The following is a 17,123-nucleotide window of genomic DNA, read 5'->3' as shown; positions in this document are numbered from 1 at the left end:
AACCCGCCGACGTCGATCAGTCCGCCAGCAGCGTCGCCACCGCATGAGCCGTCGCCGGGTGTGCGGCGAGCAGCACCGACGCCCCGTCACCCGGCGACGTGCCGCCCTCGGCGAGCGGCTGCCAGTCGCCGGAGCAGCCGAGCAGCGCCGCCACCGCGTCGACCGCCTCCGGGTGGGCGACCAGCAGACCGTGCACCGGACCGGTTCCCGGGGACGGTGCGAGTGGGGTGGACGGGGTGGGCGTGGCCGCCCACGGCGGTGTCCAGGCGTCCAGCGCGGGCAGCGTGGCGGGGAACGTGCGTTCCGCCTCGCGGACCAGCAGCGGCACCAGCTCCGGGCCGTGCTCGCGCAGTGTGGTGATCAGCATCGGCAGCCAGGGCAGCAGCACCGGGTCGGGCAGTCCGGCGAAGGCGGACGACATGGTCTCCACCACGAACGGCGCGAGCCCCGGCACCGGTTCGAGCGCGTGCACGAAGCCGGACAGGTACTGCGGGAACGCGGGCACCACGAGCGGATTGGCGAGCAGCTCGGCGCACTGTTCGCGCAGGCGCGCCAGCGGCAGCAGGCCGAGCTGGTGGCGGGCGGCCCAGAGCAGCGCGAGCTTGGCCGGGGCCTCCGGGTGGGCCTGCGCGACGGCCAGTTCGAGCTGGGAGCGGTCGCACCCGAGCGACAACGCGAGGCTCTCCATGCTGAACAGGAAGCCGAGCATCGCGCCGACCTGCCGTACGCCGGTGGACTCGTCCACGAACGCGGTGGGCAGCAGCGTGCAGTAGTGGGCGTACCCGGTGGTGACGAACGTCCGGCACCACGCGGGCAGCGCCGGTGTGGTGGTGCGGTGGTGGGCGAGCAGCCGCCGGATGCGGCGCAGCACCTCCGGCGCGTCGTCCACCGTGCGTTCGGCGGCGAGCAGCTCCACCGCCCGCGCGCCGAGTTCGTCGACCAGGCGAGGGCTGTCCAGCAGCCGGATGGCGTCCTCGACGGCGGCGAGCGCGCGGGCGGCTGTCGCGTCGGGGCCGCGTACCGCCCGGCGCAGCCGCTGCTCCAGCACCTGTTCGACGGTGACGCCCTCGTAGCCCAGCTCGATCAGGGCGCGCTGGTTGCGGCCGAGCGCGAGGTCCCAGCTCTCCTGTTCGGAGCGGTGGCCGAGGCGGCGCTCACCCATGATCGGGCGGACCGCGTCGGCGGGCAGCAGATGCCGCAGCATCCACAGCAGGTCGGAGCAGGGTGCCAGCGCCGGGTCGGCGCGCAGGTCGAGCAGCGCCCGCTGCACGGTGCGCCGTTCCAGGTCGAGGCCGAGGGGGCGCAGCCGGTCCAGGACGTCGCGGGCCAGCGGCGGCAGGGAGTCGTACCCGACCTGGCCGACACGGTCGCCGCCGAGGAGGATCTCGCAGAGCCGGCGGACGTCGCGGCGGCCGGGCACCACGTCCTTCTCGATGCAGGTCACGGCGGCGTCGGCGAAGTCGTACGGCGTGGGCCGCGCGCGGTTGCGCATGGTGGCGAGCAGGATCGACGTCTCGAACACGGCGATCGCGTCGGCGGTGCTGGCGAGGTAGCCGTTGCGGCGGGCGAGCCGGACGATGTCGACGCACCAGCCGCGCAGTTCGGCCTCGTCCAGCTCGTCGAGGACGGGCGGGGCGGCGAGGAATCCGCTGAGCCGGTCCGTGGCCGGGCCGGTCGTGGCCGGCGCGGCGGCGCGGGCCCGGCGGCCCTTCTTCCCGGTACGCTGCCCGGCCAGCCGGTACGGCGTGAGCCGGGTGCGGGCGACAGCGGCCGTCCAGTTCGCGGCGGCGATGGACACGGTGCCCGGGGCCAGCCCGAACTGCGCCTCGATGGCCGAGTGGCTGGACGGGATGAGGCCGTAACGCCAGCGGGTGCCGGTGCGCGGGCTGATCGGGAAGTCCGGTGCGGTCGAGTCGAGGCCGAACTGTTCGACCCGGCTGGCGGCGTGGAAGGCGCCGCAGACGTAGAGGCAGTCGGCCGGGTCGGCGCCGCTTTCGGCGAGGTGCTGTCGCATCCGGGTCCACATGTGGCGTTCGCGGTCCTCGTCGCGGTCGTCGCGGGCGGACCGGGACGGGCGCAGCCGCCGGAACAGGCTGCCGATCAGCACCATGACCTGGCGGTACGTGTCGTGGTCGGCGTCGGCGAGCGGCCGTTCGACGTACTGGTCCCACCATTCCGACCAGTGCCGCACCTTGCCGTGGTGCAGCAGGTGGGCCTCCAGTTCGGCGAACCGGGGGCGCAGGTCGCCGATCTCCACGCCGACCGCGTCGCCGTGCAGTGCCGTGTCGTCGTCGGCGGACGCGGGGGCGGAGTCCGGCCCCGGCGCGGGCCCGGTGTCGTCGCGGGGGGTCCACTGGAAGACGTGGTCGGTGGACCGGTCCACGAGCACCAGCTCCACGCCGGGAGTGTCCAGCGCGTACGCGACGGCCTGGTATTCGGCGGACGCCTCGGTGATCGGGGCGACCACGCTCAGCGGGCTCCACTCGGCGGGGAAGCCGTCGAGTTCGGTGGCGAACGCCTGCACCGCCACCGGCAGCCGGCAGTTGCGCAGCTCGTCGAGCAGGGGGCGCAGGTCCTCGCAGAGTTCCAGGTAGATCACCTTGGGCGGGCGGGCGCGCAGGCGGCGTGCCATGGCCAGCGCCGAGGCGGGGGAGTGATGGCAGACCGGGAAGATCTCCAGCCGTTCGCGCAGCGCCCGGTCGACGTCGTCGACCATGCCGGTGAGGATGTCGGCGAGCGCGTCCGGGGAGCCGGCGAACGCGGCGGCGGCGTCGGTGAGCTGGTCGCGCAGCGGACCGAACAGGCCGGTCGGTGCGGGCGCGGTCATGACAGCGACGCGATCGCCTGGCGGCCGCCGTCGAGGAAGCCCTCCCAGTCGCCGCCGTCGGCCTTGGCGCGGGGCTCGACCACGCCGTGCAGGTACTTGTTGAGGATGGCCAGGTCCTCCGGGGCGCGGCGGGCCAGCGAGCCCATCAGTGAGCCGGCGAGCGTCTGCGCGCGCAGGGTGCGGTCGCCGAAGAACTGGCTGTGCAGGATCGCGTCCTCCAGCACGCCGATCTGCTCGGCGGTGGACAGCGCCGACTCCAGCTTCTCGTCGTCGCTGGTGGCGGCGGACGCGGCGGCGCGCAGGTCGGCGAAGCTCTGCAGCAGGATGTCGAGCAGGGTGGGCGGGACGTCCAGTTCGATGCGGTGCCGGCGCAGTAGCTCCTCGGTCCGGAAGCGGACGATCTCGGCCTCGCTGCGCTTGTTGGTGACCACCGGGATGCGGATGAAGTTGAACCGCCGCTTGAGTGCGGAGGACAGGTCGTTGACGCCCCGGTCGCGGCTGTTGGCGGTGGCGATGACGGAGAAGCCGGGCTTGGCGAAGACGATGTTGTCGTGGTCCAGTTCCGGGATCGAGACGTACTTCTCGGACAGGATCGAGATCAGCGCGTCCTGGACGTCGCTGGTGGAGCGGGTCAGCTCCTCGAACCGGCCGATCACGCCCTGCTCCATGGCGGTCATGATCGGCGAGGGGATCATCGACTCGCGCGACTGGCCCCGGGCGATGACCATGGAGACGTTCCACGAGTACTTGATGTGGTCCTCGGTGGTGCCGGCGGTGCCCTGCACGACGAGCGTGGAGTTGCGGCAGACAGCGGCGGCGAGCAGCTCGGCGAGCCAGCTCTTGCCGGTGCCCGGGTCGCCGATGAGCAGCAGGCCGCGGTCGGAGGCGAGCGTGACGATGCTGCGTTCGACGAAGCTGCGGTCGCCGAACCACTTCTGCGGGATCTCCCGGTCGAGGCCGTCGGCGCGTTCGGAGCCGAGCACGAACAGCCGGACCATGCGGGGGCTCAGCCGCCAGGAGAACGGCTTCGGCCCGGTGTCGACGGATTCGAGGTAGGCCAGCTCGTCGGCGTACTTGACCTCGGCGGGGGCGCGGAGCATGTCGGACATCAGGGATGCTCTCCTAGGTGAGGAAGTTCTTCAGCTCGGCGACGAGCTTGCGGATGTGGCCGGAGATGACGGGGGTGCCGAGGTCCTTGAGTCGCTGCCGGAACCAGGGGTTGACGCTCTGGTTGCCGGAGCTGTTGACCGAGCCGACCGGGATGAACTTCACGCCGGAGCGGTGCACGGCCTCGATGCCGTCGAACAGCGGCTGGGACCTGTCGAACTCGTAGAAGTCGGAGATCCAGACCATGACCGTGTTGCGCGGCTCGACGATCTTGGGGCGGGCCAGGGCCATGGCGACCGGGCCGTCGTTGCCGCCGCCGAGGTTGGTGCGCAGCAGCACCTCGAACGGGTCGTGCACCCACGGGGTGAGGTCCAGCGCCCGGGTGTCGTACGCGATCAGGTGTACGTCCACCTTGGGCAGGCCGGCGAAGATCGAGGCGAGGATGGTGCAGTTGACCATCGAGTCGACCATCGAGCCGGACTGGTCGACCACCACGATCAGCCGCGACGGGGTGGTCCGCCGGGCGGTCTGCCGGTAGTAGAGCCGGTCGACGTAGAGGCGCTCGTCGTCCGGGCTCCAGTTGGTGAGGTTCTGCCAGATGGTGCGGTCCAGGTCGAGGTTGCGGTAGACCCGCTTCGGCGGGATCGACCTGTCGACGGCGCCGACCGTGGCCTGCGCGACCTGGGTGCGCAGCACCTCGGCGACCTGGTCGACGTAGCGGCGGATCAGCGACTTGGCGTTCGCGAGCGCCACTCCGGACAGGTTGGACTTGTCCCGCAGGAGCTGCTCGATCAGCGACATGCTCGGGGTCAGCCGGGCGGCCAGCGCCGGGTCGGCGAGCACCTCGCGCAACCGCATCCGGGCGACGAGGTCGCCTTCCAGCCCGGCGAGCGTGGCGCCCAGGCCGGTGCCCTCTCGGCGCAGCTCACCGGCCTGCGCGCCGCACGCCTGCTCGAACCAGCCGGCGTCGGCCTGCCAGCGGGCGAGCTGCCCGGCGCTGACCTCGCCGCCGCCGGTGGCGAAGACGTTGAGCAGCAGCTTGGACGCCAGCGCCGCGCGGCGTACCTCGGTCTCGGCCGGCTGGAACGGCCCGGCGGCGGCGGTGTCGTCGCCGGGGGTGAGCAGGCCGCGCAGCTCGCCGGCCAGCGCCGGGAAGCGCTGGACGACGGTGTCGACGGAGACGGCCGGGTCGAGCAGCGCGGCGGGCAGGCCGAGGTCGTCGACGACGGCGACGCTCGCCGACTCCAGCCCGGGTTGCTCGTCGGGGCTGAACAGGCGGGCGAGCAGCCGCCAGTAGAGCACCTGGCGGCGGTTGGCGTGGGTCCGGTCGTCGGTCATCGGCGCAGCAACCGTCCCGCGCGTTCGCGCAGCACGGCCACGGCGTCGCCCGCCTTGGCCTCGGCCTTCGCCGTCTTCGGGTCGGTGACGCCGCACGCCCAGTCGCCGTTGTGCGCCTCGACGGTCTGCTTCCTGACGGTGGCCCGGACCGCGAGGGGTTGCAGCAGCCAGCGGCCGTCGTCCCAGCGGAGCAGGCCCAGGCAGGCGGTGGAGGCGGCGACGAGCGCCGGGGTGAGCGGACCGGCGGCGGGCAGCCGGCCGGTGGCCAGGCGCAGGGGCCGGCCGTCGAGGTCGAGCGCCGGGGCGCCGTCGTCGTCGCGGACGGTGTAGCCCTCCATCAGGACCGGTTCGGCGATCGCGGCGGGGTGGCGCAGCAGCGGCGCTGTCGCCGCGGCGGTGGCGCCGGCGAGCAGCACCCGGGCGGTGGCGAACGGGTCGGCCGGCTCGCCGAGCGTGGCCCGCTCCTCGGCCCAGCGCAGGTCCGCGCCGTGGGCGGTCAGGTCGGTGACGGTGACCGCCCGCCGTTGGGCCAGGGCGGTGAGCAGGATCGGGTACGCCTCCAGCAGCCGCCAGCCGGCCGGGCCGACGATGGTGGCGACCTTCGCCGCGACCACTGTGACCCGGACGAGCCGGGGCGTGCCGCCCCCGGCCGGTTCGAGCAGTGCGTGCACCTGCGCCTGGAACGCGGTGTCGTGCTCGTGCAGGTCGACGCCGAGGGGCAGCAGCCGGCCGGACACCGGCTCGCCGGGCGCGGTCTCGCCGTGCGCGCCGAGGGTGAGCAGGACGGCTCGGGTCCACAGGTCGGCCCACCGGCGGGCGGGCACCTGTGGCAGCGACGCCACCGGCAGGGCGGCGCGCAGTTCGGCGGCGAGGCCGTCGAGGAGCACCGCGATGCGGCGTGACGCCGGGTCGGCGAGTGCGGCCTCGACCGGCGCGGCGGCGGCGGAGAGCAGTTCGTGGTCGGTGCCGCGCCAGCCGGCGAGCGCCAGTTCGTGCAGCCAGGCCCGCGCGCCGGCCAGGGCGGGCGGGGAGACGGCGGTGCCGCCCGGTGCGGCGGTCCACGCCTCGCGGGGCCGGCCGAGCGCGGTGTCGAGGCGGTCGAGCAGGGCGTCGTGTGCCGCGCCGAGCAGCGCGGCGCGGGCCCCGGCGAGGTCGGCCAGGTGGTCCTCGGCGAGCGCGCCGGTGCGCACCGCGCCGGCCGCCGCGTCCGCCCGCTCGGCCAGCGGCGTGCCGCCGACCGCGGCGGCCAGCGCGGCCCAGGCGGCGGCGCCGGGCTCGTCGGCGCGGGCCAGCCCGGCGGTGAGCGTGTCGTCGGCGCGGTCGACGACGGCGAGCGTCTCGGCCAGCCCGGGGATCGTCCCGTCGTGGAGCCGGGTCAGGTGCGCGGCGAGCATCAGCGCACCCCCGCCGTGGCCGGGAACCAGTGCAGCTCCGGCACCGCCGTGGTGGCGGCCGGGACCTCGAGGTAGGCCAGGTGGCGCAGGAAGCGGCTGAACACCACGGCGGCCGGGCCCGGCTCGTGCCGCGCGTCGGTGCGGGCCAGCAGGGCGGTGCCGTTGTCCACGCCGTCGCCCACGTCCACCCGCAGGTAGCGGGCGACCTGTGTGACGCCGTACTGCAGCACCGCCTCGTCGGCCAGCGCGTGCAGGTGCTTGCAGAGCATGGTGCCGCGCAGCCCGCCGCAGGGCCGGTTGTTGTTGGTGCTGCAGTTGACCGCGTGCGTGCCGGCGGTCACCGAGGAGACGTAGACGCGTTCCACGTCGGAGCCGCTGGACACCACCCCCTGCAACCGCCCGTCGGCCAGCTCCACGAAGGGCACCTTGGCGAGCTTGCGGGCCCGCGCGGGCGGCGCCACCCGCAGCACGCTGCGCCGTCGCCACGAGGCGTCGTTCGCCTCCGTCATCTTCCCGACCTCCCCGCCGGCCGGCCGCCGCCGGGCACGCCGGGACGCCGTCGCCGGCCGTGATCCGTGCCGCTGTGACGACAAGGATCATGGACCACGGGTACGACAGGAGCGCCGTCGCGGGCGGCGCCGGGAATACCGTGCGGCCCGGCGGGTAGAGGAGGGCGTGATCGAGCCCGAGCCGTCGTGCCCGCGATGCCCGGGCGGGCGGCCGGTGCCGTGACCCCCGTGGCTCCGGCGGCGCGCCGGGAGGTCCGGGAGGCGTACGAGCGGCTGCGGCGGTACTTCATCGTGGCCCTCCAGGCCGGTCTGGCCGCCGGTCTGGCCTGGTACGTGGCCAGCACGCTGCTCAAGAATCCGCAGCCGCTGTTCGCGCCGGCGGCGGCGGTGGGCACCATCGCCGCGGCGATCGGCAACCGGATCCGGCGGACGGCCGAACTGCTCGGTGGCGTGATCCTCGGAGTGCTGGTCGGCGACCTGCTCATCAAGCTGATCGGGGCCGGTCCGGTGCAGACCGGCCTGGTGGTCGCGCTCGCCATCTCGCTGGCGGTGGTGATCCGGGGCAGCGGCGCCGTGATGGTGCAGGCCGGCAGCACCGCGGTCCTGCTGGGCACCGTGGAGCCCAACGCGCCCGACCTGGCGGTGCCGCGTACGGCGAACGCGCTGGTGGGCGGCGGGGTGGCGGTGGTGGTGGCGCTGCTGTTGTTGCCGCTGAATCCGGTCCGGGTGGTGCACCGCGCCGCCGGGCCCACGCTGGACCTGTTCGCCAACGAGCTGACGGCGGCGGCGAAGGCGCTCGCCGCCCGGGACGCCGGGGCGGCGGAGGCGTCGCTGGGCCGGCTGGAGGCGGCCGAGGTCGAGCGGAAGCAGACCACCGAGATCGTCGCGGCGGCCCGGGAGGTGACGTCGCTGTCGCCGTGGCGGTGGCGGCGCCGGGCCCAGTTGCGCCGCTACGAGAACGCCGCCGTCCACCTGGAGCTGGCGTACACGAACAGCCGCAACATGGTCCGCCGGGTGGTCGCGTTGCTGGAGGCCCGGGAGCCGGTTCCCCCGGCCCTGCCGGCCGGGGTCGAGGCGTTCGGGCAGTCGCTGCGGCTGCTGCACCGTGACTTCCTGGCCGGGCGGCCGCCGGACATCGCCCGGGCGCGGGCACGGGAGGCCGCGCAGGATGCCGGCCGGGCGCGGGCGGCGGGGCTGGGCTTCTCCGGCACGATCGTGGCCTCGCAGCTGCTCATCGTGGTCGGCGAGTTGCTCCAGGCGTCCGGCATGACCAAGATCGAGGCGGACCGGACGGCCGGTGTCTGCGAGCATCGCCCGGACTCCCGCCCGGACCCAAACGACCGTTAAGCTTCGGGGGTGGGAATCGAGGAACTGTACCCCGCCGGGCGTCTCGTCGCGGCCCAGCGCGCCGCCGCCGCTGCGGGCCTGGACGCGCTGCTGCTCACCCCGGGTTCCGACCTGCGCTACCTGACCGGCTACGACGCCCGGGAGGGGGAGCGGCTGACCTGCCTGGTGCTGCCCGCCGAGGGTGAGCCGACGCTGATCGTGCCGGTGCTGGAGCGGCCGGACGCCGAGGCCGCGCCCGGCACCGGGTACCGGATCGTCGACCACGCCGACGGCACCGACCCGTGGCCGCTGGTTCGCGCGGCGCTGCCCGGCCCGGTCCGCGCCGTCGGGCTGGCCGACCGGATGTGGGCGCAGCAGGTCCTCGCGCTGCGCGACGCGCTGCCCGGCGCGGCCCAGCGACTCGCCTCCGACGTGCTGCGGGAGATGCGGATCCGCAAGTCGCCGGCCGAGGTGGCGGCGCTGGCCGAGGCGGGCGCCGCGATCGACGCGGTGCACCTGCGGATGGGGGAGTGGCTGCGCCCCGGCCGCACCGAGCGGGAGGTCGCCGCCGACCTCGCCGCCGCGATCCGGGCGGCCGGGCACGCCGCCGTCGACTTCGTCATCGTGGCCGCCGGCCCGAACGGCGCGAGCCCGCACCACGGCACCTCGGACCGCCCGATCGGCGTGGGCGAGCCGGTCGTGGTCGACATCGGCGGCACCATGCCGTCGGGCTATCGCTCCGACTGCACCCGCACGTACGTCGCCGGCGGTCCCGCCCCGGCCGGGTTCGTGGACTACTACACGGTGCTGCGGGAGGCGCAGCGCGCCGCCGTGGCCGCCGTCGCGCCGGGCGTGACCGCCGAGGCCCTCGACGCGGTCGCCCGCGACGTCATCACCGCCGCCGGTTTCGGCGGCGCCTTCCTGCACCGCACCGGTCACGGCATCGGCCTCGACGGCCACGAGGAGCCGTACGTGGTGACCGGCAACCCCCGGCCCCTTCAGGCCGGCATGGCTTTCTCGGTCGAACCCGGGATCTACCTCGCCGGGCGGCACGGAGCCCGGATCGAGGACATCGTCGTCTGCACGACGGACGGCGGGCAACGGCTCAACACCACCCCCACGGAGCTCATCGCGCTATGAACGTCGACCGGATCCTGCCCACCGACGAGGCCCACGACCTGCTGGACCTCGCCACCGAACTCGCCGACCGGGAGCTGGCCCCGGCCGCCGCCGGTTTCGAGGCCCGCGCCGAGTTCCCCCGGGAGGTGCTGCGCACCCTGGGCCGGGCCGGCCTGCTCGGCCTGCCGTACGCCGAGGAGCACGGCGGCGCCGCCCAGCCGTACGAGGTGTACCTCCAGGTGCTGGAGATCCTCGCCAGCAGGTGGCTGGCAGTGGCCGAGGCGGTCAGCGTGCACACGCTGTCCTGCTACCCGCTGGCCCAGTTCGGCACCGACGAGCAGCGCAAACTGCTGCCGGACATGATCGGCGGGGAGCTGCTCGGCGCGTACTGCCTCTCCGAGCCGCAGGGTGGTTCGGACGCGGCGGCGCTGACCACGCGGGCGGTGCGCGACGGCGACGCGTACGTGGTGACCGGCACCAAGGCGTGGATCACGCACGCCCGGGTGGCCGACTTCTACAACATCTTCTGCCGCACCGGCGGTCCGGGCCCGAAGGGCATCTCCTGCCTGCTCGCGGACCGGTCCACGGCGGGCATCCACCCGCAGGCCGCCGAGCGCACGATGGGTCTGCACGCCTCGCCGATCGCGCAGATCGCCTTCGACGACGCGCGGGTGCCGGCGGAGCGGCTGATCGGCGGCGAGGGCGCCGGGTTCACCATCGCGATGTCCGCGCTGGACTCCGGTCGCCTGGGCATCGCCGCGTGCGCGGTGGGCCTGGCCCAGGGCGCGCTGGACTATGCGGTCGGCTACGCCCGGGAACGCCGCCAGTTCGGCCGCGCGATCATCGACTTCCAGGGGCTCGGGTTCAACCTGGCCGACGCCGCCACCCAGATCTCCGCGGCGCGGGCGCTCACGCTCGCCGCCGCGCGGCTGCGCGACGCCGGCCGCGCGTACTCGATCGAGGCGGCCAAGGCGAAGCTGTTCGCCACGGACGTGGCGATGCGGGTGACCACCGACGCGGTCCAGGTGCTCGGCGGCGCCGGTTACGTCGCCGACCACCCGGTCGAGCGGTACATGCGGGAGGCCAAGGTGCTCCAGATCGTCGAGGGCACCAATCAGATCCAGCGGCTGGTCATCTCCCGCGCGCTGGCGAAGGGCTAGCCTGTCGCGGTGACCTTCCCCCGGATCACCGTGGACCCCGACGTCATGGGGGGTGCGCCCTGCGTACGGCAGTCGCGCATCCCCGTGGCCACCCTGCTGGCCATGATGGCCGAGGGCATGTCCGTCACGGACATCCTCACCGACCTGCCGTTCCTGGACGAGGAGGACATGGCGGAGGTGCTGAACTACGCGGCGGACGCGGTGCGCGACCGGACGGCGCGCTGAGCGTCACCGCGGCGGGCCGGGTGCGGCGTGGGAGCGCTTTTCCGGCTAGGGTGCAGCGCGTGGAGGAGATCGACCGTGCCATCGTCGCCGCGCTGACCGGGGACGGTCGGCTGTCGTACACGGATCTGGCCGAGCGGGTGGGCCTGTCGGTGTCGGCCGTGCACCAGCGGGTCCGCCGGCTGGAGCAGCGTGGGGTGATCAAGGGGTACGCCGCCCGGGTGTCGTTCGAGGCGCTGGACCTGCCGCTGACCGCGTTCGTGGCGATCCGGCCGTTCGACCCGTCGCAGCCGGACGACGCGCCGGAGCGGCTGGCGCACCTGCCCGAGATCGACTCGTGTTACTCGGTGGCGGGGGAGGACTTCTATCTCCTGCTGGTGCGGGTGGCCGGTCCGGCCGACCTGGAACGGGTGCTACAGGAGATCCGTACCGCCGCGAACGTCACCACCCGCACGACAGTGGTGCTGTCCACGCCGTACGAGAACCGGCCGCCGAAGATCAATGGCGAGCTGACCGGTCGGGGACGTCCCCGACCGTCGGCGGAGCCGGCAGGTTCCACCGCCTGATCACCCGCCGGCCGTGCTCGTGACCGAGCACGCTGAGCGTGGCGGTGTCCAGCCGCAGCAGCCCACCGGCCGAGGGCGGCAGCCCGATCCAGCGCGCCCCCAGCACCCGCAGGCTGTGCCCGTGCCCGACGAGCGCGACGTCACCCTCTGCCAGCAGCGGCGCGGCCCGGTCCAGCACGCGGTCCAGGCGGGCGCCCACCTGCTCCGGTGACTCGCCGCCGGGGCCGCCGTCGGTCCAGATCGACCAGCCGGGCCGTTCCCGCTGGATGTCCGCAGTGGTGCGGCCCTCGTACTCGCCGTAGTTCCACTCGGCCAGGTCCGGCTCGATCGCGTCCACTGTGAGCCCGGCCAGGGCGGCCGTGCGGGTGGCGCGCTGCCGGGGGCTGGACAGCACCCGGGCGAGGTGCCGGCCGGCCAGCAGAGGAGCCAGCGCGCGTGCCTGCCGCTCGCCGTCGGGCGTCAGGTCCAGGTCGGTGTACGAGGTGTGCCGGTGGGCGGCGCTCCAGGTGGTCTCGCCGTGCCGGATCAGCAGGATCTCGTTCACCGGCCCAGTCAACCATGATGAGGCGGGTCGGGCCCGCCGACGGTTTGCGCCGGCGCTACCGGGCCGCCGGCGCGGGTTCGGTGTCGCGCGCCGGTCCCGGTCGGCCGGTCGGCTGTTCCCGGGGCCGTACGCGGCCGGGGCGCAGTTGCAGGACCGCGACGGAGGACAGCACCAGCGCGCCGCCGGCGAGCTGCGCGAGCGTCAGGGCCTCGCCGAGCGCGAGCGTGGCCAGCGCGGCGGTGACCACGGGTTCGAAGGTGGACAGGATGGCCGCGGTGGACGGACCGGTCCGCCTCAGTCCGGCGAAGAAGGCCAGCATCGCCACGACCGTGGAGACCACGGCGATGGCGGCCAGCCAGAACCATCCCCGCCACCCGAAGCTCAGGTCGACGCCGCCGGTGACCAGGGCGCGAGCGCCGAGGGTGCCGGCGGCACCGGTCATCACCAGCGCCGACAGTGCCACGGGTGCCAGCCGGTGCACGACGGTGTCGGAGACCAGGATGTAGACCGTGTAGGTGACGGCGGCGGCGAAGGCCAGCAGCGCCCCGAGCGGGTGGAAGCCCGCGCCACCGGCGCCGAGCAGGACCAGCAGCGTTCCGCCCGAGGCGGCCACCAGGGCCGCGCCGCGTCCCGGGGTGAGCCGGTCCCGGCCGAGCAGGACCGCGGCCACTGTCACCATGACCGGGTACGTGTAGAGGATCAGCGCCAGCAGTGACGCGTCCATCAGCTCCAGCGCGGAGAAGAACAGGCTCGCCTGCGTGGCGTACCCGATCGCGCCCAGCCCCAGGGCGACGGCCACCACCCGCCCGCGCCTCGTCGCCGGCCGCCCACCGCCGGCGTCGCCCGGCGCCGCGCGGCGCAGGCCCGGCCGGGTGAGCAGGACGAGCCAGAGCAGTGCGGCGGCCAGCCCGAAACGCACCAGCAGCAGAGACGTCGGGGAGACACCGGCGTCGTACGCGAGCTTGCCGAAGACGGCCATCGCGCCGAAACAGGCGGCTGACAGGAGACACAGTGCGGCACCCACGCGCCAAGGATCACCGGAGCCGACTGCCCAGGTCCAGCGATGAATTCCGTATGTGAATCATTAGGATTTCCGCATGATCGAGCTGGACCTGCGGCGGTTGCGCTTCCTGCGGGAGTTCGAGGAACGCGGCACGATGGCCGCTGTCGCCGCGGCTCTGGGCTACAGCCCGTCGACTGTCTCGCAGCAACTGGCCCTGCTGGAGAAGGAGGCAGGTGTCCGGCTGCTGGGCAGGGCCGGCCGCGGCGTACGGCTCACCGAGGCCGGGCACGTGCTCGCCCGGCACGCCCGGGTGCTGCTGTCGGCGGCCGAGGCGGCGGAGGCCGACCTGGCCGCCCTCGACTGTGACGTCCGGGGGAGCGTCCGGGCGGGCGGCCTGCAATCGGCGGCGCGCCGCCTGCTCGTGCCGGCCGTGGCCCGGATGAGAGCCGAGCACCCGCGGGTCCGGGTGGAGATCTTCGAGCTGGAACTCGAACAGTCCCTGCCGGGCCTGCGCCTGGGCACCGTCGACCTGGTCATCGGCGACGAGTACGACAGCCAGCCCCGCCCCCGCCCGGCGGGGCTCCGTTTCACGCTCCTGCTCGAGGAGCCCCTGCGTCTCGTGCTTCCCGCTGCGCACCCGCTCGCCGGGCACGGGGGACACGTCGCGGTCACCGACCTGCGGTCCGAGGTGTGGACCGCCTCCGCCGAGGGCACCGGGCACCACGCCATGGTGGTGGGGACGTGCCGTCGTCTCGGCGGCTACGAACCGGACCTGCGGCACCGTTCCAGCGACGCGGACGTCCAGCTGGAACTGGTCCGGGCCGGGGCGGCGGTCGCTCTGATGCCGGCCCTGACCCTGCCCGACGCCGACCCGGCGCTGGCGGTCCGGGGTATCGCCGAGACCGTTCTCCGGCGCCGCCTGGTCGCAGTCACCCGGGACACGCCGCCCGGGCCCGCCCTCACCGCGTTCCTGGCCGCCGTCACGGAGCGGGTCCGCGACCTCGAACGGTAGGCGCACACCGTCAACCTATTATCCTAGGACGCCTTACGCGATGTGCGCCGGTCAACAGCGTTTGCAGCGACACTCACCGGGGACGCGACAAGGGCAAGGCGTAGCCGGACGAGGGAGGGCGACATGAGCTTCACCGACAAGGCGAAGAACAAGGCCCAGGAGATGAGCGGCATGGCCAAGGAGCGGATCGGCGACGTGACCGACAACGAGCGGTTGCGGGCCGAGGGCGCCTCCGAGCAGAGCACGGCGCGTGCCAAGCAGGCCGGGGAGCACGCCAAGCAGGCGGGCCGCGACGTCAAGGACGCCTTCAACAAGTGAGTACGCGAACGGCGGGCCACCTCATCGCAGAGGTGGCCCGCCGTCGTACGCCCTGAGGGCCGGGGGTCAGTCGTCGCGGTGCGCGAGCCACCAGGCCTGGCCGGCCTCGGGCAGCGTGTCGATCGGGTCGTAGTAGGCGTAGCGCTTGTTCAGCGCCTCCAGGTCGGCCGACTCGATCGAGGTGCGGTAGTTCTTGGTCCAGTACGAGATGCCGCGCTCACGGTCGTAGTCGGTGAGCATGTGCACCCAGCGCTTGCCGACGAACGGCACGTCGCAGACGATCCGCGGGGTGGCGTAGCCGGGCAGGTAGCCCATGATGTCGTGCTGGAGCTGCTGGGCGTGCCAGACCGGGACGCGCCAGTGCTCGGCGTTGGGGATCATGTCGCACATGTAGAAGTAGTACGGCAGGATGCCCGCCTCGCCCTGGAGCGCGAAGCAGAGGTCGAGCAGGTCGGCGCTGGTGGCGTTGACGCCGCGCATGAGCACGCCCTGGTTGCGCACGTCGCGTACGCCGACGTCGAGCGCGGTCTGTGCGGCCTTGGCGACCAGCGGCGTCAGCGACTGGGCGTGGTTGACGTGGGTGTGGATGGCCAGGTTGACGCCGCGGCGGGCGGCGGTGCGGGCCACTCGTTCGAGGCCCTCGACCACGTCGGGCTGGAGCCAGTGCTGGGGCAGGCCCATGAGCGCCTTGGTGGCGAGCCGGATGTCGCGGATCGTCTCGATCTCCAGCAGGCGCATCAGGTACGACTCGAGGTTGCGCCACGGCACGTTGGCGACGTCACCGCCGGAGACGACCACGTCGCGTACGCCCGGGTGGGCCTTGAGGTAGGTGATGTGGGCGTCGTAGCGGTCGACCGGCTTGAGGGTGAGCTTGAGCTTGTCGACGGCGGGGGTGGAGTTGCCGACGAGGTCCATGCGGGTGCAGTGGCCGCAGTACTGCGGGCAGGTGGAGAGCAGCTCGGCGAGGACCTTGGTGGGGTAGCGGTGAGTGAGACCCTCGGCGACCCACATGTCGTGTTCGTGGAGGCTGTCGCGGCTGGCGTACGGGTGGGACGGCCAGTCGGTGCGCCGGTCGGAGGCGACCGGGATCATGTAGCGGCGGATCGGGTCGGCGAGCAGCGCCTCGGTGCTCATCGGTTGATGCGGCACCATGGTGTTGAGCATCTGCGGCGGCACCAGCATGGACATGGTGGCCAGCGCCTTCTGGTCGGCCTCCAGGTCGGCGTAGAAGGTCTCGTCGACGGTGTCGCCGAGGACGGCGCGCAGCTGCTTGATGTTCTTGACGCAGTTGACCCGTTGCCACTGGGCGCTCTCCCACTGGTCGCGGGTGATGTGGCGCCAGCCGGGGAAGCGGGTCCAGTCGGGTTCGACGAGGGGCGCGCGGCGGTATTCGTAGGGCTGTCCGGCGGTCGGAACGGCGACCGGCGCGGGGCGGGGCGTCGGGATGGTCTCCACCGGTTGGGTCTGGGTCACGGCCCCTCCTCGTCAGTGTGCGGGTTGATCAACGAATGCGTAGGCTACTGGAAAATCTGCGGTGAAGAAATTAGTCTGCCGGAAGTTTTCCCGCGACGCGAGCCCTGACCGGGGGTTCGGGCGGCTGGACATAGGGGGTCGGCGTGACGTCACCGGTGGGTCTGCACCGAGTCGTGGAACCGGCGGGGGTGCTTCCGCAGGCGGCCTGGCGGCTGGACCCCGACCCGCGGATCGCGGCGAACGAGGTGCGGATCCGGGTCGAGCGGCTGAACCTGGACGCGGCGAGTTTCCGGCAGCTGGCGGAGAAGCACGGCGGCGACGGGGAGAAGGTCCGCGCCGAGGTGCGGGAGATCGTGTCGGCCCGAGGGAAGATGCAGAACCCGGTGACCGGTTCCGGCGGCATGCTGATCGGCACGGTCGAGGAGGCGGGCCGCCGCTCGCCGCTGGGGCTGAAGCCGGGTGACCGGGTGGCGACGCTCGTGTCGCTGACGCTGACGCCGCTGACGATCACCGACGGGCTGGCCCGCTGGGACGGGCGCAGCGAGCAGGTGCCGTGCGACGGGTACGCGATTCTGTTCGCCCGGTCGATCGCGGCGGTGCTGCCGCCGGACCTGCACCCCGAGCTGTCGCTGGCGGTGCTGGACGTGTGCGGGGCGCCGGCGTTGACGGCGCGGGTGGTGGCCGAGCAGGTGGCGCGGCGGTCCCGTGAGGGTGATCCGCGTCCGGTGTCGGTGGCGGTGATCGGCGGGGCCGGCAAGAGCGGGTCGTTGTCGCTCGCGGCGGCGCGGCGGGCGGGCGCCGCCCGTACCGTCGGGGTGGTTCCGGTGGTCGCGGAGCGGGACGCGCTGACGGCGGCCGGGCTGGCCGACGTGGTGGCGCTGGCCGACGCGCGGGATCCGGTGGGGTTGTCGACGGCGGTGACGACGGCGCTGGGTGTGCCGGCGGACGTGACTGTGGTGTGCGTGGACGTGCCGGGGTGTGAGCACGGTGCGGTGCTGGCCACGGCGGACGGCGGTACGGTGATCTTCTTCTCGATGGCGACGAGCTTCGCGGCGGCGGCGCTGGGTGCGGAGGGCCTGGCGGCGGACGTGACGATGCTGGTGGGCAACGGGTACGTGCCCGGGCACGCGGCGCTGGCGCTGGATCTGTTGCGTGCCGAGCCGGGGGTGCGCGGTCTGTTCGAGGCTCGTCTGGCGGCAGACTGA

At 73.7% G+C, this 17,123-nt stretch carries 16 protein-coding genes; 8 read left to right on the top strand and 8 right to left on the bottom strand.

Translation table 11 applies throughout. The features are described from left to right. Positions 1 to 16 precede the first annotated feature (16 nt). Genes ML5_RS26335 through ML5_RS26315 form a run of 5 tightly spaced genes read right to left on the bottom strand, consistent with a single transcriptional unit; the run spans position 17 to position 7,136 of the window. The gene (locus tag ML5_RS26335; RefSeq protein ID WP_013476844.1) at positions 17 to 2,827 is read right to left on the bottom strand and encodes a DUF5682 family protein; all 2,811 of its coding nucleotides are present in this window, start codon (positions 2,825 to 2,827) and stop codon (positions 17 to 19) included. Beyond that, the gene (locus ML5_RS26330) at positions 2,824 to 3,936 is read right to left on the bottom strand and encodes an AAA family ATPase (RefSeq protein ID WP_013476843.1); all 1,113 of its coding nucleotides are present in this window, start codon (positions 3,934 to 3,936) and stop codon (positions 2,824 to 2,826) included. Before ML5_RS26330 ends, ML5_RS26335 begins: the two co-directional genes overlap by 4 nt. Before the next feature lie 13 nt (positions 3,937 to 3,949). Next, positions 3,950 to 5,272 (bottom strand): VWA domain-containing protein, encoded by a 1,323-nt coding sequence (locus ML5_RS26325; protein ID WP_013476842.1) that lies wholly within the window; start codon positions 5,270 to 5,272, stop codon positions 3,950 to 3,952. After that, complete coding sequence (locus ML5_RS26320) at positions 5,269 to 6,666, bottom strand: hypothetical protein (RefSeq protein ID WP_013476841.1); 1,398 nt, start codon at positions 6,664 to 6,666, stop codon at positions 5,269 to 5,271. Before ML5_RS26320 ends, ML5_RS26325 begins: the two co-directional genes overlap by 4 nt. Then, the gene (locus tag ML5_RS26315) at positions 6,666 to 7,136 is read right to left on the bottom strand and encodes a hypothetical protein (RefSeq protein ID WP_201766754.1); all 471 of its coding nucleotides are present in this window, start codon (positions 7,134 to 7,136) and stop codon (positions 6,666 to 6,668) included. Before ML5_RS26315 ends, ML5_RS26320 begins: the two co-directional genes overlap by 1 nt. 267 nt (positions 7,137 to 7,403) lie before the next feature. Here ML5_RS26315 and ML5_RS26310 point away from each other — a divergent pair, with 267 nt between their 5' ends. From ML5_RS26310 to ML5_RS26290, 5 genes are read left to right on the top strand one after another with little or no spacing between them, the layout of a single operon-like run. Continuing rightward, entirely contained in the window at positions 7,404 to 8,522 is a 1,119-nt protein-coding gene (locus ML5_RS26310) for an aromatic acid exporter family protein (protein ID WP_236619295.1), read from the top strand. Between the two features lie 9 nt (positions 8,523 to 8,531). Continuing rightward, on the top strand, positions 8,532 to 9,641 hold the full coding sequence (locus tag ML5_RS26305; protein WP_013286267.1) for a Xaa-Pro peptidase family protein: 1,110 nt from the start codon (positions 8,532 to 8,534) through the stop codon (positions 9,639 to 9,641). Beyond that, complete coding sequence (locus ML5_RS26300; protein WP_013476840.1) at positions 9,638 to 10,780, top strand: acyl-CoA dehydrogenase family protein; 1,143 nt, start codon at positions 9,638 to 9,640, stop codon at positions 10,778 to 10,780. The genes ML5_RS26305 and ML5_RS26300 overlap by 4 nt, the downstream gene beginning before the upstream one ends. Before the next feature lie 9 nt (positions 10,781 to 10,789). Continuing rightward, positions 10,790 to 11,005, top strand: a complete 216-nt coding sequence (locus tag ML5_RS26295; RefSeq protein ID WP_013286269.1) for a DUF433 domain-containing protein — start codon at positions 10,790 to 10,792, stop codon at positions 11,003 to 11,005. A gap of 59 nt (positions 11,006 to 11,064) precedes the next feature. Beyond that, complete coding sequence (locus ML5_RS26290; RefSeq protein WP_013286270.1) at positions 11,065 to 11,568, top strand: Lrp/AsnC family transcriptional regulator; 504 nt, start codon at positions 11,065 to 11,067, stop codon at positions 11,566 to 11,568. Here ML5_RS26290 and ML5_RS26285 read toward each other — a convergent pair. Continuing rightward, positions 11,501 to 12,112: a histidine phosphatase family protein gene (locus ML5_RS26285; RefSeq protein ID WP_013476839.1), complete on the bottom strand. Its 612-nt coding sequence runs from the start codon at positions 12,110 to 12,112 to the stop codon at positions 11,501 to 11,503. The genes ML5_RS26290 and ML5_RS26285 overlap by 68 nt on opposite strands. Before the next feature lie 55 nt (positions 12,113 to 12,167). Further along, positions 12,168 to 13,136 (bottom strand): DMT family transporter, encoded by a 969-nt coding sequence (locus ML5_RS26280; protein ID WP_083816960.1) that lies wholly within the window; start codon positions 13,134 to 13,136, stop codon positions 12,168 to 12,170. A gap of 73 nt (positions 13,137 to 13,209) precedes the next feature. Between ML5_RS26280 and ML5_RS26275 the strand changes: the two genes are divergently transcribed. Together ML5_RS26275 and ML5_RS26270 are read left to right on the top strand one after the other, a co-directional pair. Continuing rightward, positions 13,210 to 14,127 (top strand): LysR substrate-binding domain-containing protein, encoded by a 918-nt coding sequence (locus ML5_RS26275; RefSeq protein WP_013476837.1) that lies wholly within the window; start codon positions 13,210 to 13,212, stop codon positions 14,125 to 14,127. A gap of 123 nt (positions 14,128 to 14,250) precedes the next feature. After that, positions 14,251 to 14,445: a CsbD family protein gene (locus ML5_RS26270; protein WP_013286274.1), complete on the top strand. Its 195-nt coding sequence runs from the start codon at positions 14,251 to 14,253 to the stop codon at positions 14,443 to 14,445. A gap of 66 nt (positions 14,446 to 14,511) precedes the next feature. Here the strand turns inward: ML5_RS26270 and ML5_RS26265 are convergent, their stop codons facing one another. After that, a complete protein-coding gene (locus ML5_RS26265) occupies positions 14,512 to 15,918 on the bottom strand; it encodes a KamA family radical SAM protein (protein ID WP_013286275.1) in 1,407 nt (468 codons plus the stop codon). Between the two features lie 143 nt (positions 15,919 to 16,061). Between ML5_RS26265 and ML5_RS26260 the strand changes: the two genes are divergently transcribed. Continuing rightward, the gene (locus ML5_RS26260; RefSeq protein WP_013476836.1) at positions 16,062 to 17,123 is read left to right on the top strand and encodes a hypothetical protein; all 1,062 of its coding nucleotides are present in this window, start codon (positions 16,062 to 16,064) and stop codon (positions 17,121 to 17,123) included.

Origin of the sequence: Micromonospora sp. L5, assembly GCF_000177655.2 — a bacterium.
Taxonomy (GTDB): domain Bacteria; phylum Actinomycetota; class Actinomycetes; order Mycobacteriales; family Micromonosporaceae; genus Micromonospora; species Micromonospora aurantiaca.
This window is presented reverse-complemented; position numbering and strand designations above follow the sequence as displayed.

What these genes read in the sequence shown, in the direction of transcription:
- ML5_RS26335 (WP_013476844.1), bottom strand. Translation starts at nt 2,827, where the DNA reads ATGACCGCGCCCGCACCGACCGGCCTGTTCGGTCCGCTGCGCGACCAG.
- ML5_RS26330 (WP_013476843.1), bottom strand. Translation starts at nt 3,936, where the DNA reads ATGTCCGACATGCTCCGCGCCCCCGCCGAGGTCAAGTACGCCGACGAG.
- ML5_RS26325 (WP_013476842.1), bottom strand. Translation starts at nt 5,272, where the DNA reads ATGACCGACGACCGGACCCACGCCAACCGCCGCCAGGTGCTCTACTGG.
- ML5_RS26320 (WP_013476841.1), bottom strand. Translation starts at nt 6,666, where the DNA reads ATGCTCGCCGCGCACCTGACCCGGCTCCACGACGGGACGATCCCCGGG.
- ML5_RS26300 (WP_013476840.1), top strand. Translation starts at nt 9,638, where the DNA reads ATGAACGTCGACCGGATCCTGCCCACCGACGAGGCCCACGACCTGCTG.
- ML5_RS26275 (WP_013476837.1), top strand. Translation starts at nt 13,210, where the DNA reads ATGATCGAGCTGGACCTGCGGCGGTTGCGCTTCCTGCGGGAGTTCGAG.
- ML5_RS26270 (WP_013286274.1), top strand. Translation starts at nt 14,251, where the DNA reads ATGAGCTTCACCGACAAGGCGAAGAACAAGGCCCAGGAGATGAGCGGC.